Origin of the sequence: Xanthomonas sp. LMG 8993 (genome assembly GCF_009835065.2) — a bacterium.
GTDB lineage: Bacteria > Pseudomonadota > Gammaproteobacteria > Xanthomonadales > Xanthomonadaceae > Xanthomonas > Xanthomonas arboricola.
In genome coordinates this window covers 92,076-104,947 of sequence record NZ_QVIF02000002.1, presented here as the reverse complement: position 1 = coordinate 104,947, position 12,872 = coordinate 92,076, and the positions used below count along the sequence as shown (strand labels likewise).

Here is a 12,872-nt window from a genome sequence, read left to right as displayed (position 1 = left end):
CCTTGCATGTCGTGGAACGAGTGCGACTGACAAAACGCATGACGCGGCCGGCAACGCAGCCGGCCGCGTCACCGCCTCAGAACTTGTAGGACAGACTGGCGAACAGCTGGCGCGGTGCGATCAACTGGTACGAGCCGGAACTTTCGTTCGGGAACACCGCACCGATCGCATCGTCCTTGTCGAACAGGTTGTAGACCGACAACTGCAGCCGCCCACCGGCCAGGAACCCGGCATCCTCGCCCTGGTAGCCGACGCTGCCGTTGACGATGAAGGTGGCATCCACCTGGTCGGTATTGAGCGTGTCGCCGTAGCGCTTGCCGGTGTATTTGGTGTCGAGGTTGGCGAAGAAATGCTCGCCCTCCCAACCGCCATTGAGGCTGAACATCACCTTGGGCGAGTCCGGCACTTCGTTGCCTTCCACCTGCACCAGGTTGCCGCTGACCGGGCCGAAATAGTTGTCCTGGAACTCGGATTTGTTCCAGGTCAGCGACGCCCCCAGCCGCCAACCCGGTGCCGGCTTCCACATACCCGACACTTCCGCGCCATAGGTCTGCACGTCGCCGACGTTGGCGTAGATGGTGGGTGCGACCACCAATGGATCCGGATCGGTCAGCGCGATGATGCGGTTCTCGTAATCGATCTTGTAGGCAGCGACGTAGCCGCTCCACTGGCTGGATTCGGCGCGGATGCCGATATCGATATTGGTGGATTCCTCCGGCGCGATATCCGGATTGAATGCGCCCGAGGTCAACGCCAGCCGCGGCGCCGAGCTGAAGTTCTCCGCGTAGTTGGCGAACACCTGCACGCCCTCGGCGAGCTGGAAGCTGGCGCCGACCTGCGGCTGGAACCAGTCGCTGTTCTTGATGGTGACATCGCGGCGCACGCCGACATTAAAGTCATCGAGATTGGCGATGCCGTTGTAGTCGCGTTTGACATCCAGCCCTTTGGCGCCGAACTCCATGGTGAGCCGGTCATCGAGCAGGCGCAGCGTGTCCTTGATGTAGAGCTGCTTCACCTCGGTGGAGAAGTGGTTGTCGTAGTAGATGACGATCGGCAGCGAGCCCTTGAGCAGTGCGCCGGTGGCCGGGTCAAGGTTGTACAGCGGGCGCACCTGACCGAAGTCGTAGTTCTCGTACCACGCACCGACTTCGAGCTTGTTGTGCTCGGTCTCCCACGACACCGCAGTGGTCACGCCGTAGCGATCGCCGCCCATGATTTCCTCGCGTCGCGTCATCGCACCGACGCGGGTGACATTGCCGTTGGCATCGACGATCTGCGGGTCGTTGATGGCGATGTCGGTGCGCCCTGGCGTACCGGCGATGGCATCGTTGTACAGGCCAGTGGCCGTGCTCGGCGGCGTGCCGCCGACGCCGTAACCATGCTTGTTCTCGTAGTAGCCGGTGAAGGTGAAACCGATCGCATCGTTGAACAGGAAATCGCCGTGCAGGCTGAGCAGCGAGTCGCGGCGGCCGTTCTGCCATTCGCTGTAATGCTCGGCATCCACTTCCGGATTGCCGGTGATGCGTTCGTGCAGATCCCACGCGACCGAGCCGTCGGAGTTGTACGACTGCACGTCGTAGTCCTTGCGGTTGTTGTAGATCCAGCCCAGGGTCAGGTGGCCCACGTCCCAGGCCTGGCGGATCTTGGCTTCGAAGTGATCGCTCTTCTGCGTGGCCGGTTCCATGTCCCACACCCCGCCCTGCGTGCGCGAGGCAGACAGGTACGCGCTGGGGCCGCCTTCCCACCAGTCCGGCGTATCCAGCCGCACGAAGCTGCGTACCAGATCGTCCGAGCCGATGGTCTGGGTGAGATTGCCGCTCCAGCTGTCGCCGCCCTTCGGGGGCAGGCTGGTGTAGCGGATCGCACCGCCGAGTGCGTGGTACGACGGCTGGGTGACATCGCCGGAGCCGGCCGACACGGTGACGTCGAGCAGGTTCTCACTGGACACGTAGCGGGTGATCGGGCCGCCTTCGCGGGTGTCGAAGGTTTCGATCGGGATGCCGTCCAGGGTCACGCCGATCTGGTTGGCGGAAAAGCCGCGGATGGTCATCGAGTCGCCGAACTCGTACAGCCCGAATGGATCGGTGGTCTGCACATTCACGCCGGGCAGGCTCGCCAGCAACTGCTGCGGTGCCACGCCGGGCACCTGGGCCTGGATCTCGGCAACGGAGATGGAAGCCGTGGTGCGCGTGGAGCCGGTACCGACCACGCTGACCGCGTCCAGCGTGCGCGCTTCCTGTGCCAGGACGGGCAGGCTGTGTGCACCAGCCAGCACCAAGGTCATCGAAGCCAGCGTGCGACCACGCGTGGCAGTGGTGAGAATGGCGGCGACCGACGCCGCCAGTTGATCGGTGTTCAAGCGCTTGCGCATGCAATCGACCCCCTGGATGGTGTGACGTGCTGAGTGACCGGGCCCGCTCCCCAAGACCGGCTGACACCGCGGATGCGGCATGCATCGACCATACCCAGCACAGTTCCACCGCAAGCGCCGCGCGGAGGGTAGGGGCGGCGCGGGTGGGTAGGTTGCTGCCGAATTCAACGATCTGAATGGGTACCATCCCTACCCACCTGCGTGGATCCGGACATATCAGGTCTTGCACGCTTGCCATCCCGTGGCGAATCGACAACGCTGCCCCGCCACATCCCGAGTCCACCCATGCCGCCTGCAGCACCGTCCCTGTTACTGCTCGATTTCGACGGCGTACTGGCCAGCTATTCGCGGCCGCGCCGTGTGGCGGCCCTTGCCAATGCGGCGGCGTGCACGCCGCAACATGTGCAACAGGTGTTGTTCGAGCAGGGCCTGGAGCGCGCCTACGACGCCGGGGTGATCGACACGCCGGCCTATCTGGCCCAGCTCAGCGACGGCCTTGGCTGTACGATCGATCGCGCCACCTGGATCGCCGCACGCGTGGCGGCATGCCGCGCCGACCCGGCGGTGCTGACGCAGGTGCTGGCGGTGGCGGCAACCACCTCGGTGGCGGTGCTCACCAACAACGGGCCATTGATGGCGGAAGCGATTGAGCGGATCGTGCCGCCGCTGTTTCCGCTATTGCAGGGCCGCGTGCTGTGCAGCGGCGCGCTTGGCGGCCGCAAGCCCGATGTGCAGGTGTATCAGCGCGCGCTTGCACAACTGGATGCTAGTGCTGCGCGCACGTTGTTTGTCGACGATCTATTCGTCAACGTCCGCGGCGCGCGTGCCGCCGGCCTGCATGCGGACACGGTGCGCGATGCGCGGGCGTTGCGGCGGGTGTTGAAACGGTATGGGCTGGGGTGAGGAGCCGGGATTGGGGATTGGGGATTGGGGATTGGGGATTGGGGATTGGGGATTGGGGAGTCGGGAATCGGGAATCGGGAATCGGGAATCGTTGAGCATCGCGAAGCACTGATCACCCTCAAGGATTACGCAAGACGCTGCTCGCAGCGTTGAACGCGTCGGCGTCCACGGTCAGGTACAGCGTTGGCGCTTTGAGTTCGTTTCGGGTTAATGACGAACGCAAAAGCGAGCCCCTCTCCCGCCGGGTGACTTAGCGCCAATCAAGAAACGCAACGACCCGCGCCGCTTACCCCACCGCGCTTACCGTCGCGGCACCCGCCACGACGGCGCAGAAAGCGCAGGACTCCATCACTTCTGCGCCACGTACTCGGCAATGGCCAGGTGCAGGCGTTCCAACCCATCGGCCAGCTCGGCATCGGTCAGATTCAGTGCCGGCACGAAGCGCAACACATCCGGCCCGGCCTGCAGCAACAGCAGGCCATGCTTGGCGGCAAAATCCAGGATCGCCCCGGCCTGCCCGGCATGCGCCGGCGCCAGCACCGCGCCCAGCATCAGGCCACGTCCGCGAATCTGTGCGAACAGGCCGAACTCGGTGTTGAGCGCCTCCAGGCCGGCGCGCAGCGCCGCCGACTGACGCGCTACGTTCTCGGCGATCTGCGGCGAGGCCAGCTTGCGCAGCGCCACGCGCGCCACCGCCGCGGCCAGCGGGTTGCCGCCGAAGGTGGTGCCGTGCGCGCCGAACTGCATGGTTTCGGCCACCTTGGGGCCGGCCAGCGTCGCGCCGATCGGGAAGCCGCCACCCAACGCCTTGGCCAGCGTCACGATGTCCGGCGTCACCTGCTCCTGCCAATGCGCGAACAGCGTGCCGGTCCGGCCCATGCCGCACTGGATTTCGTCCAGCACCAGCAGCGCATCGTGCTGGTCGCACAGCGCACGCACGCGGCTCAGGAAGCCCGGCGCGGCCGGCATCACCCCGCCCTCGCCCTGGATCGGCTCGACCATCACCGCGGCCACATCGCCCGCGGCCATGGCCGCTTCCAGCGCAGCGACATCGTTGAAGTCCACATAGCGAAACCCGCCGGGCAGCGGCTCGTAGCCTTCCTGATACTTGGGCTGCGCGGTGGCGGTGACCGCCGCCAGGGTGCGCCCATGGAAGCTGCCGCGGAAGGTCACGATCACGCGCTTGTCGGCCTGGCGGCCCTGACTGCTGGCCCACTTGCGCACCAGCTTGATCGCCGCTTCGTTGGCCTCGGTACCCGAATTGCACAGGAACACCTTGTGCGCGAAGCGCGAGGCGGTGACCAGCTCTTCGGCCAGCTTCAGCGGCGGTGCGCTGAAGAACACATTGCTGGTGTGCCACAGCTTGCCGGCCTGTTCGGTCAGCGCGGCCATCAGGTCCGGATCGTTATGGCCCAGCCCGCTGACCGCGATGCCGGCGGACAGGTCCACATACGCGCGGCCCTGGTCGTCCCACACGCGACTGCCCTGGCCACGCTCCAGCACCACCTGGCGCGGGCGATACACCGGCAGGTAGTAATGCGCGAGGGACAGGGGCGAATCGGCAGCGGTGCTCATGATGGTGGGTCACAGAAGCGGAGGGAGAACGCGCATTCTCGCGCATTCGCCGGCCTGCGGCACAATGCGCGAATGCGCCCCTTCTCCGATCCCCAGCTCACTCCCGCCACCGATCACGGCTGGCGCCGGCAATGGTTCGACATCATCTACCGGCACGACACCCGCCCATCGCGCAATTTCGACCTGATGCTGGTGGTGGCGATCCTCACCAGCGTGGTGGTGATCATGATCGACAGCGTGCCGCGCATCCATTCGCATTCGGCGCACTGGCTGGTGCCGCTGGAATGGGCGTTCACGGTCCTGTTCACCGTCGAATACGCGTTACGCCTGGCGGTGGTGCGGCGCCCGCTGCATTACGCATTGAGCGTGTGGGGCGTGATCGATCTGCTCTCGATCCTGCCCAGCTATCTGTCGTTCTTCGTGCCCGGTGCGCAGACGCTGCTGGTGGTGCGTGTGCTGCGCATCCTGCGCCTGTTCCGCATCCTCAAGCTCACCCGCTACATCGAAGAAAGCGGGCAACTGGTGGACGCGCTGTGGCGCAGCCGGCGCAAGGTGCTGGTGTTCCTGTTCAGCGTGCTCACCATCACCGTGATCGCCGGCGCCACGATGTATGTGATCGAAGGCCCCCAACATGGGTTCACCAGCATCCCGACCAGCATGTACTGGGCCATCGTGACCATGGCCACCGTGGGGTTTGGCGACCTGGTGCCGCAGACCACGCTGGGCCGCTTCATCACCTCGGCCCTGATCCTGATCGGCTACAGCATCATCGCCGTGCCCACCGGCATCTACACCGCCGAGCTGGCCAGCACGCTGCGCGAAGGTGGCCACACCGGCAAGCGCGATGCGCGCAATTGTCCACGTTGCGGGCTGGAAGGCCACGCGCCCGACGCACGCTATTGCCGCCAGTGTGCCGAGCCGCTGCCGGAGATCTCCAACGGCTGACGCGGTGCTGCCGACGCGACGCAACGCCTGCGCCCGCCGAGAAGCGGAGGCAGCCGGCTTTGCGGTTCCCATCGGCATGCAACAAGGCTGACATGTGCGGTGGTCTTATTGATTTCGGAACCCCTGGCGGCAAGGATGCCGCTACGGAGCCTGCTGGCACGGATTCACGGCATGTCCCGCAAGCGGTGGAGGCATCGCGCCGTCGACTCGCCGAACTTTTGATCTCAGCAGCTGATCGCGCCTAAACACGGTCACGCTTCGAGGTCTCGACTTCTTTATGTGGTGTGTTTCGATGGACCTGGATAGTGCTGATGGATCAACCGTAGAACGAATGATCTGTTGCTTGGCCGCGGGGCCCTTGCCCGCCCACCATCGCAGGACACGCCGCAAGTACGTCCTTGTAGGCTCTTACGCGGCATCCATGCCGCGTAAGGTCCCGCGACGATGGGCGGGCAAGGACCTGTCGAGATAATCGGTGTGCACGGTAAAAGCAGTGCGCGATCCGCTTACACAACGCGACAGGAATGCCTGCACAGCATCAATGCGACATACGGTTGCTCATGTCGATCAGATCGTTGTAGCTGGCCAGCACGGCCTGGCGGGTGCCGCCCGGCGGCATCGAACCGCTTTCCAGCAGCATCTGCTCGCTCTTGTTCAATGGTGTCTTGGTGCGGATACGTTCGACCAATCGTCCCGACTCGCGTGCCAGCTTGTCGGCAGAGCGTTCCATGTGGCCCCACATCGCATCGCCCTGGCCGATCTTGGCTTTCTGCGCCTCTTCCAGAATGCCTTGGTAACGCGCGAGCTGGGACTGCGCTGCGGCAAGATCCGGCGTGTCGCTGTCGAGCACCTGCACCAGCTGCTTGCCTTCGCCGATGATCTTCAGGTGATACCAGGAGGCGCTGCGACCTTCTTCCTTTTCGATCGCATCGATCTGCGCCTGGCGACGCATGTCTTCGTTACGTTCGAGTGCGGCATTCATAGCTTCGCCGGCTTCGAAGAAGGCCTGATAGGCCTGCATCAACGGCGCGTGCAGCGCCTTCATGCCCTTGCCGTCGTCGCGCAGATAATCCTCGCGGTCGTAGTAGCGCACCGCTTCGCCGATACGCTCGTTGAGTGCGGTGAACCGTTCCTGATAGGTCTTGGCCACCGGATCGAGCTCGGGGTTGGCCGGCGTTTGCGCCAGCGCCGCGGTCATCGGCGCACCACATTCGTCCACGTGATGCGACAGTACCGTGCCCGGTGCATGGATACCGCTTTCCTTGCCGGTCGGGCCAGCCTCGGGGTCCTGCATCCACTCGATGTATTGCTGGTAGCTCTCGTGGATCGGCTGCTCAACGCCGTTGAAGCACGTGATGTAGGCATTGATCTTGTCGGCACCTTCCACTGCGGCGGCGGGTGCGTCTTTCTGGCAGCCGGCAAGCATCGCGGCGAAAGTCATCGCCGCGGTGAGCGGCGCATAACGAAGTCGAAGGGTCATCTTGGGTTCCAGTGATGGGTTGAACGAGGTGACTGCCGCAGCGTGCGGCCGAATGACATCTGGCGCGGCGCACCCTCGGTACGCGCGCGGCGGGTGCAGCGCGGCAATTACTGACGATTGCTTTCGAACACCAGCGCGTTGTACGTGTTGAGCAACTTGCGTGGCGAACCCTCCGGCGCCAGCGAGGGGTTGTCCAGCCAGCCCTGTTCCATCTTGCTATAGGGCGTTCGTTCGACCACGCGTTTCACCCGCGCCTTGGCTTGTCTGCGGAAGGTTTCCGCAGCGGTCTCGAAACTATTCCAGTCCAGCCTGCCCGGTTCCTGATCGGCCACCTTGGCATGCGCCTCGTCGGAGAGGCGGTTGAAGCCGTCCAGCAGCGTATTGACCCGTGGCACGTCGAACTGCTGCTCTTCCAGCGCATCGGCGATCTCCTTGGCGTCAAGCATCATCGCCAGCCGGTAGTATTCGCGCGTGCGGCCCTCGCCCTGCTCCAGCATCTTGAGTTTTTCGCGTTGCGCCGCGTCGTTTTGGGTGTCCAGTTCGGCGCTGAAGGCGGTACTGGCATCGGCATAGGTAGCCAGCACCTCCATCAGCTCCGGGTGCAGCTGCTTGCCCTTGGCGAACTGGTCGTCTTCGTAGTCCTGACGCGTGTAGTAGTCGGCTACCGCGTGACTGATCGGCTGCAGCGCCTTCAATGCCGCGCGGTAGTCGCGCGCCGCCTTGTCCAATGCAGGCAGCGACGGGTTCGCCGCAGCGGCGGCGCTGACCGGCGCATCGCACTGCTTCATGTCGTAGGCGTCGATATCGTACGGACCGGTCATGCCGGATTCGCGACCGGTGGGGCCGGCGAACGGGTCCTGCATCCAGCCGGTGTATTGCCTGGCGCCGGCGTGCACCTTCGCGTCGATGCGGTTGAAGCAGTCGATGTAGGCGCCGAGCTTTGCGGTCACGCCTTGCAGGGAGTCCGGCTGTTTTTCACTCGTCTTGGCATCGGTTGCAGGCGGCGACTTGCCGCCGCAAGCGGCCACCAGGACGGACACGGACGCCGCCAAAACGACTACACGGAACATCGAAGACACGCGCTGTACATCCCTGTTGGAAACGGTTTCAGCCGCGCACGATAGCAAACACGACTGTGAACTCCCTGTGCTCACGCCCGGGCGCCGACGGCATGGCTGGCACGCCGGGGCGCGGCCACTGGTCCGCCGCATCGATTTTTTCGAATCGCGCTGGCCGCATGCGCCGCTGACGGCGTAGCCGTATCAGGCCGGCTGCGCGCGCGGGCCGTTGGCCGCGCTCAGTCGAGAAACAGGTCCGGCAACAACGCACGCGACGGGTCGACCGCGTAGCCGCTCAGGTCGGTGACGCCGGCCTCGGCCAGCACCTGGTCGTCGTTCAGGAACTGGCCATGAAATCCGGCCGCCTCGCGCGTCAGCACCGCATGTGCCGCGTCGGCCATGATCTCCGGCCGTCGACACGCGGCTGCGTCCACGCCATCGATCATCTTGATCGCATCGGTGGCGATCACGGTGCGCGGCCATAGCGCATTGATCGCCACGCCTTGCGGGCCGAACTCGGCTGCCAGCCCCAGCGTCACCAGGCTCATACCCATCTTGGCCAGCGTGTAGCCGGTATGCGCGCCCCACCACGCCGGGTTCAAGGACGGTGGCGGCGCCAGCGTGAGGATATGCGGATTGGGCGCCTGCAACAGATGCGGCAGGCACGCCTGCGCGCACAGAAAACTGCCGCGCGCGTTGACCTGCTGCATCAGGTCGAAGCGCTTCATCGGCGTCTCCAGCGCACCACGCAACCAGATCGCACTGGCGTTGTTGACCAGGATATCGATGCCGCCAAACGCATCGACCGTGGCGGCTACCGCGGCACGCACCTGCGCTTCGTCGCGGATATCGCACTTGAGCGCCAGCGCCTGCCCACCGGCCGCAGTCACCGCCGCGGCCGCGCTGTGGATGGTGCCGGGCAACTTGGGATTGGCCACTGCCGATTTGGCCGCGATCGCCACATTGGCCCCATCCCGCGCCGCCCGCAACGCAATCGCCAGGCCGATCCCGCGCGAGGCACCGGTGATGAGGAGGGTTTTGCCGTTTAGGGTCATTGGATTGGGGATTGGGGATTGGGGATTGGGGATTCGCAAAAGCTTACAACCCGAGCAAGAACGGTGCGGGATTCGGGATTCGGGATTCGGGATTCGGGATTCGGGATTCGCAAAAGCGTATCGCCTCCCCCACTTGCATCGACCAACCCGCAGGCCCAAGCCATACGCTCTTACGAATCCCCAATCCCCAATAACCATTCCCCGCCCCTCAGGGCCTCGGCCCCCGCCCCTCGTTGTCTTCCCAATGCAGCACGCGGCGGGTCACGAAGCGGTAGACCGGCTTGCCGGTGGCGAACCACAGCTTGCGGACCCAGGAGGTGCGCTTGAGCACGCGACGTTCCACCGGGGTGATCGCGGCCGGGCAGTACATGCGCTTGTGCTTGAGCAGGTGCCGCAGGTCTTCGCGTGCAAGCAGACGCATCCAGGGCGCGCGCGGATTGCCGCGTACCGCCAGCTGGAAATCGATCACCGCCGGGCTGCCGTCGTCCTGCACCAGCCAGTTGGCTTCCTTGGCCAGATCGTTGTGTGCCACCCCGCGGCGGTGCAACTGCTGCAACAACCTGCGCGCACGGCGGAAGTAGGCCAGATCGCCGCGCGGCGGGCGCTGGTACATCGCGTCGCCGGCCAGATAGCTGCGGTCCAGATGGCGTCCGTCCCAGTGCAACAGACGCGGTGTCCGCGCCAGGCCATCGAGCTGGCGCAGCGCCAGGGCTTCGCGCCGCGCCAGCCACCAGGCCACCCCGCGCAGCAGCCATGGTGCCGCGCTCAGGTCGCGCCGCACGAACAGGCGATCGGCGTTGCGGATCAGCAGGATGCGCCCGAAGGTATCGGACTTCAGCGGCAGGTTGCCGGCGGGTTCGTCACTCATCCCCCATTGTAGGCGGGGCGCCCGCATCGCCACAGCGTGCGTTGCCTGCATGCCACTGCGGCGTGCGGCGTTGCCAGCCCGCAACCTGAGGTGAAGCGGACCGGGCGATGTGACGAGGGCGCAAGTCACCTCATCGCCATGCCCACCTATAATCGCCGGATGAATTCATGGATCGACGCCACGCTGGAGTGGATCGGACACCACCCCACCCTGGCTGGCGTGGTGATCTTTGCCATCGCATTTTCCGATGCGGTGATCGTGCTTGGCGCCATCGTGCCGGCGCTGCCGTTGCTGTTCGCCATCGGTGTGCTGATCGGGCTGGGTCAGATCAACGGGCCGTATGCGGTGGCCTGCGCCACCCTGGGCGCCTTCATCGGCGATGCGCTCAGCTTCTGGGTCGGCCATCGTTGGGGCCATCAGTTGCACACCTACTGGCCGTTTCGCCGCTACCCGCAACTGCTGGAGCGCGGCGAGCTGCTGTTCCGGCGCAATGCCTTCAAGAGCATCCTGATCGCGCGTTACGTGGGCGCGGTGCGGCCGTTCGTGCCGGCCATCGCCGGCATGTCGCACATGCCGTTCAAGCGCTATCTGATCGCCAGCGGCCTGGCCTGCATCTCGTGGGCGCTGCTGTTCCTGGTGCCCGGCTGGGTGCTGGGCACTGCCTACGACGCGGTGGCTGCAGTCGCCGGCCGCCTGTTCGTGGTGGTCGCCTTGCTGGCCGCAGTGATCGGCCTGGCCTGGGCGATGGTGCTGTACTCGTACCGCTGGTCGGCCGGCCACCTGGACGCCTTGCTGGCGCGCCTGCTGGAGTGGTCGCATCGGCATCCGGTGCTGGGCAACTGGTCGGTGAGCGTATTCGACCCGCGCCGTCGCGAGTCGGTACCGCTGGCGATGATGGCGTTGATGCTGTTGCTGCTGGGCTGGGGCTGGTTCGTGTTGCTGATGGTGGTGCTGGCGCACGGTGAGCCGCTGCGCGTGGACCTGGCCGTGCACGATCTGATGCTGGCGCTGCGCAACCCGCTGGCCGACTACCCGATGGTTGCGCTGGCCTCGCTGGGCGACTGGCAGGTGCTGCTGCCGGCGATCGCGGCGGCAATGGGCTATCTGGCCTGGCGGCGCCGCTGGATGGCGGTGGCGCATTGGGTGATCGCACTGGCCTTCGGCCTGGCGTTGACACAACTGCTGGGCGCCACCGTGCAGGTGGTGCGCCCGCCGGCGGCCAGCAGCGGTTTCGGGTTTCCGTCGGTGGCGGTCACCATGGCCACGATCGGCTTTGGCTTCTTCGCGCTGCTGATCGCGCGCGAGCTGCCGGGCCGGCGCCGGGTATGGCCGTATCTGGTCAGTGGCGCGATCGTGTCGCTGATCGGCTTCGCGCGCCTGTATCTGGGCGCGCACTGGCTCAGCGACGTGGTCGGCGGCATGCTGTTCGGCATCTTCTGGCTGCTGGTGCTGGGCATCGCCTATCGCCGTCGTGCCACCCGTGCGTTCTGGGTCAAGCCGGTCTCGTGGATCTTCTACGGCGTGTTCCTGACCTGCGCGATCGTGTTCGCACCGCGCAACCTGGGCACCAAACTGGCCAGGTTCGAACCACCGCCACCGTTGCTGATGGAGTTGCCCGCCAGCGACTGGTGGGATGGCCAGTGGCGCCTGCTGCCGGCACGCCGCAACGAATTCGACGACGACCAGCGCTGGCCGCTGGACGTGCAACTGGCCGGCCCGCTGGCACCGCTGCAGCGCCAGCTGGAAGCACGCGGGTGGCGCATGCAGCCACAAGCCGGCTGGGAGCAGGCGCTGCATCTGCTGGATGTCGGCGGCCGCCCGGACGAGGTGCCGATCCTGCCGGCCACGCTGGACACGCAGGTCGAAGCGCTGCTGATGGTGCGTCACGCTGCGCCCGGCCATGTGCATGTGTTGCGCCTGTGGCCGGCGGCCGCACGCCTGCAGCCCGGCGCGCAACCCTTGTGGGTGGGCAGCACGCAGACGCTGCGCTACAGCCGCCACTTCAGCCTGATCGGCCTGTGGTATCCGCTGCGTGGGGTCGACCCGGCGCTAAGCGCATTACGTGAAGCACTCGGCCCATTGCCGCATCGCGTCGAACAGCGTCGGCGCTCGCAGGTCCCAGTGATATTGATCGACAGCACGTCGGCAAATGCGCTGCAGCGAGAGGACAAAGACAGCGCTGCATCACAAACGGAAACCACCGCGTCCGATCCGGCTGCATCGGATCCGTCACGACAGCGTCCTTGATCAATCGGGCAGCAGCGGCGGCCAGCGAACGCGCCCTTCTGTAGACAGCAGCCGCCAGGAGAACTTCTTGAACGCTGTACCGATGGCGGCAACGCGCTCGCGTCGCGTGGATGCGGCCGAATGTTCAGCTCAACAGCCTGGTTGGTCGAGTGCGCGTTGCCTCACCGCTCGCGGGACCTTACGCGGCATAGGTGCCGCGTCCGCGCAAGAACCTACATGGACGGATTTGCAGCGTGTCCCGTGACGGTAGGCGGGCAAGGCCCCCTGCAGCCAGTCTGCAGATCAGCCGCCCTACAACCGACGCATCCGCAGCGTTCGATCAGCTCTCGAGCTGACCGAGAGCCTGCGCCTCAACGCCGTCTGGATACGC

The 12,872-nt window shown here is 65.6% G+C and carries 9 protein-coding genes; 3 read left to right on the top strand and 6 right to left on the bottom strand.

Annotated features, from left to right (window positions below; translation table 11 throughout):
- Nucleotides 1-76: 76 nt before the first annotated feature.
- Complete coding sequence (locus tag DYQ94_RS03650) at nt 77-2,359, bottom strand: TonB-dependent receptor (RefSeq protein ID WP_184429113.1); 2,283 nt, start codon at nt 2,357-2,359, stop codon at nt 77-79.
- Between the two features lie 297 nt (nt 2,360-2,656).
- On the opposite strand from DYQ94_RS03650, the gene DYQ94_RS03645 reads away from it, so the two are divergent.
- The gene (locus tag DYQ94_RS03645; RefSeq protein ID WP_126966754.1) at nt 2,657-3,274 is read left to right on the top strand and encodes an HAD-IA family hydrolase; all 618 of its coding nucleotides are present in this window, start codon (nt 2,657-2,659) and stop codon (nt 3,272-3,274) included.
- Nucleotides 3,275-3,622: 348 nt separating this feature from the next.
- Here the strand turns inward: DYQ94_RS03645 and DYQ94_RS03640 are convergent, their stop codons facing one another.
- Nucleotides 3,623-4,849 (bottom strand): acetylornithine transaminase, encoded by a 1,227-nt coding sequence (locus DYQ94_RS03640; protein WP_126966869.1) that lies wholly within the window; start codon nt 4,847-4,849, stop codon nt 3,623-3,625.
- A gap of 72 nt (nt 4,850-4,921) precedes the next feature.
- Here DYQ94_RS03640 and DYQ94_RS03635 point away from each other — a divergent pair, with 72 nt between their 5' ends.
- The gene (locus DYQ94_RS03635) at nt 4,922-5,794 is read left to right on the top strand and encodes an ion transporter (RefSeq protein ID WP_024938093.1); all 873 of its coding nucleotides are present in this window, start codon (nt 4,922-4,924) and stop codon (nt 5,792-5,794) included.
- A 538-nt stretch (nt 5,795-6,332) separates the two neighbouring features.
- Here DYQ94_RS03635 and DYQ94_RS03630 read toward each other — a convergent pair.
- The 4 genes from DYQ94_RS03630 to DYQ94_RS03615 all read right to left on the bottom strand — a co-directional run bounded on the left by DYQ94_RS03630 (nt 6,333) and on the right by DYQ94_RS03615 (nt 10,255).
- A complete protein-coding gene (locus tag DYQ94_RS03630) occupies nt 6,333-7,274 on the bottom strand; it encodes a YiiG family protein (protein ID WP_184429081.1) in 942 nt (313 codons plus the stop codon).
- A 107-nt stretch (nt 7,275-7,381) separates the two neighbouring features.
- Nucleotides 7,382-8,353 carry a YiiG family protein gene (locus DYQ94_RS03625; protein WP_126966871.1) on the bottom strand — a complete coding sequence of 324 codons (972 nt, stop codon included), beginning with the start codon at nt 8,351-8,353 and terminating at the stop codon, nt 7,382-7,384.
- 218 nt (nt 8,354-8,571) lie between these two features.
- Nucleotides 8,572-9,387 (bottom strand): SDR family oxidoreductase, encoded by an 816-nt coding sequence (locus DYQ94_RS03620; protein WP_126966872.1) that lies wholly within the window; start codon nt 9,385-9,387, stop codon nt 8,572-8,574.
- Nucleotides 9,388-9,595: 208 nt separating this feature from the next.
- Entirely contained in the window at nt 9,596-10,255 is a 660-nt protein-coding gene (locus DYQ94_RS03615; RefSeq protein WP_104555305.1) for a serine/threonine-protein kinase, read from the bottom strand.
- Nucleotides 10,256-10,414: 159 nt separating this feature from the next.
- Here DYQ94_RS03615 and DYQ94_RS03610 point away from each other — a divergent pair, with 159 nt between their 5' ends.
- A complete protein-coding gene (locus tag DYQ94_RS03610; protein WP_024938089.1) occupies nt 10,415-12,502 on the top strand; it encodes a bifunctional DedA family/phosphatase PAP2 family protein in 2,088 nt (695 codons plus the stop codon).
- Nucleotides 12,503-12,872 lie beyond the last annotated feature (370 nt).

What these genes read in the sequence shown, in the direction of transcription:
- DYQ94_RS03635 (WP_024938093.1), top strand. Translation starts at nt 4,922, where the DNA reads ATGCGCCCCTTCTCCGATCCCCAGCTCACTCCCGCCACCGATCACGGC.
- DYQ94_RS03640 (WP_126966869.1), bottom strand. Translation starts at nt 4,849, where the DNA reads ATGAGCACCGCTGCCGATTCGCCCCTGTCCCTCGCGCATTACTACCTG.
- DYQ94_RS03610 (WP_024938089.1), top strand. Translation starts at nt 10,415, where the DNA reads ATGAATTCATGGATCGACGCCACGCTGGAGTGGATCGGACACCACCCC.
- DYQ94_RS03620 (WP_126966872.1), bottom strand. Translation starts at nt 9,387, where the DNA reads ATGACCCTAAACGGCAAAACCCTCCTCATCACCGGTGCCTCGCGCGGG.
- DYQ94_RS03630 (WP_184429081.1), bottom strand. Translation starts at nt 7,274, where the DNA reads ATGACCCTTCGACTTCGTTATGCGCCGCTCACCGCGGCGATGACTTTC.
- DYQ94_RS03645 (WP_126966754.1), top strand. Translation starts at nt 2,657, where the DNA reads ATGCCGCCTGCAGCACCGTCCCTGTTACTGCTCGATTTCGACGGCGTA.
- DYQ94_RS03615 (WP_104555305.1), bottom strand. Translation starts at nt 10,255, where the DNA reads ATGAGTGACGAACCCGCCGGCAACCTGCCGCTGAAGTCCGATACCTTC.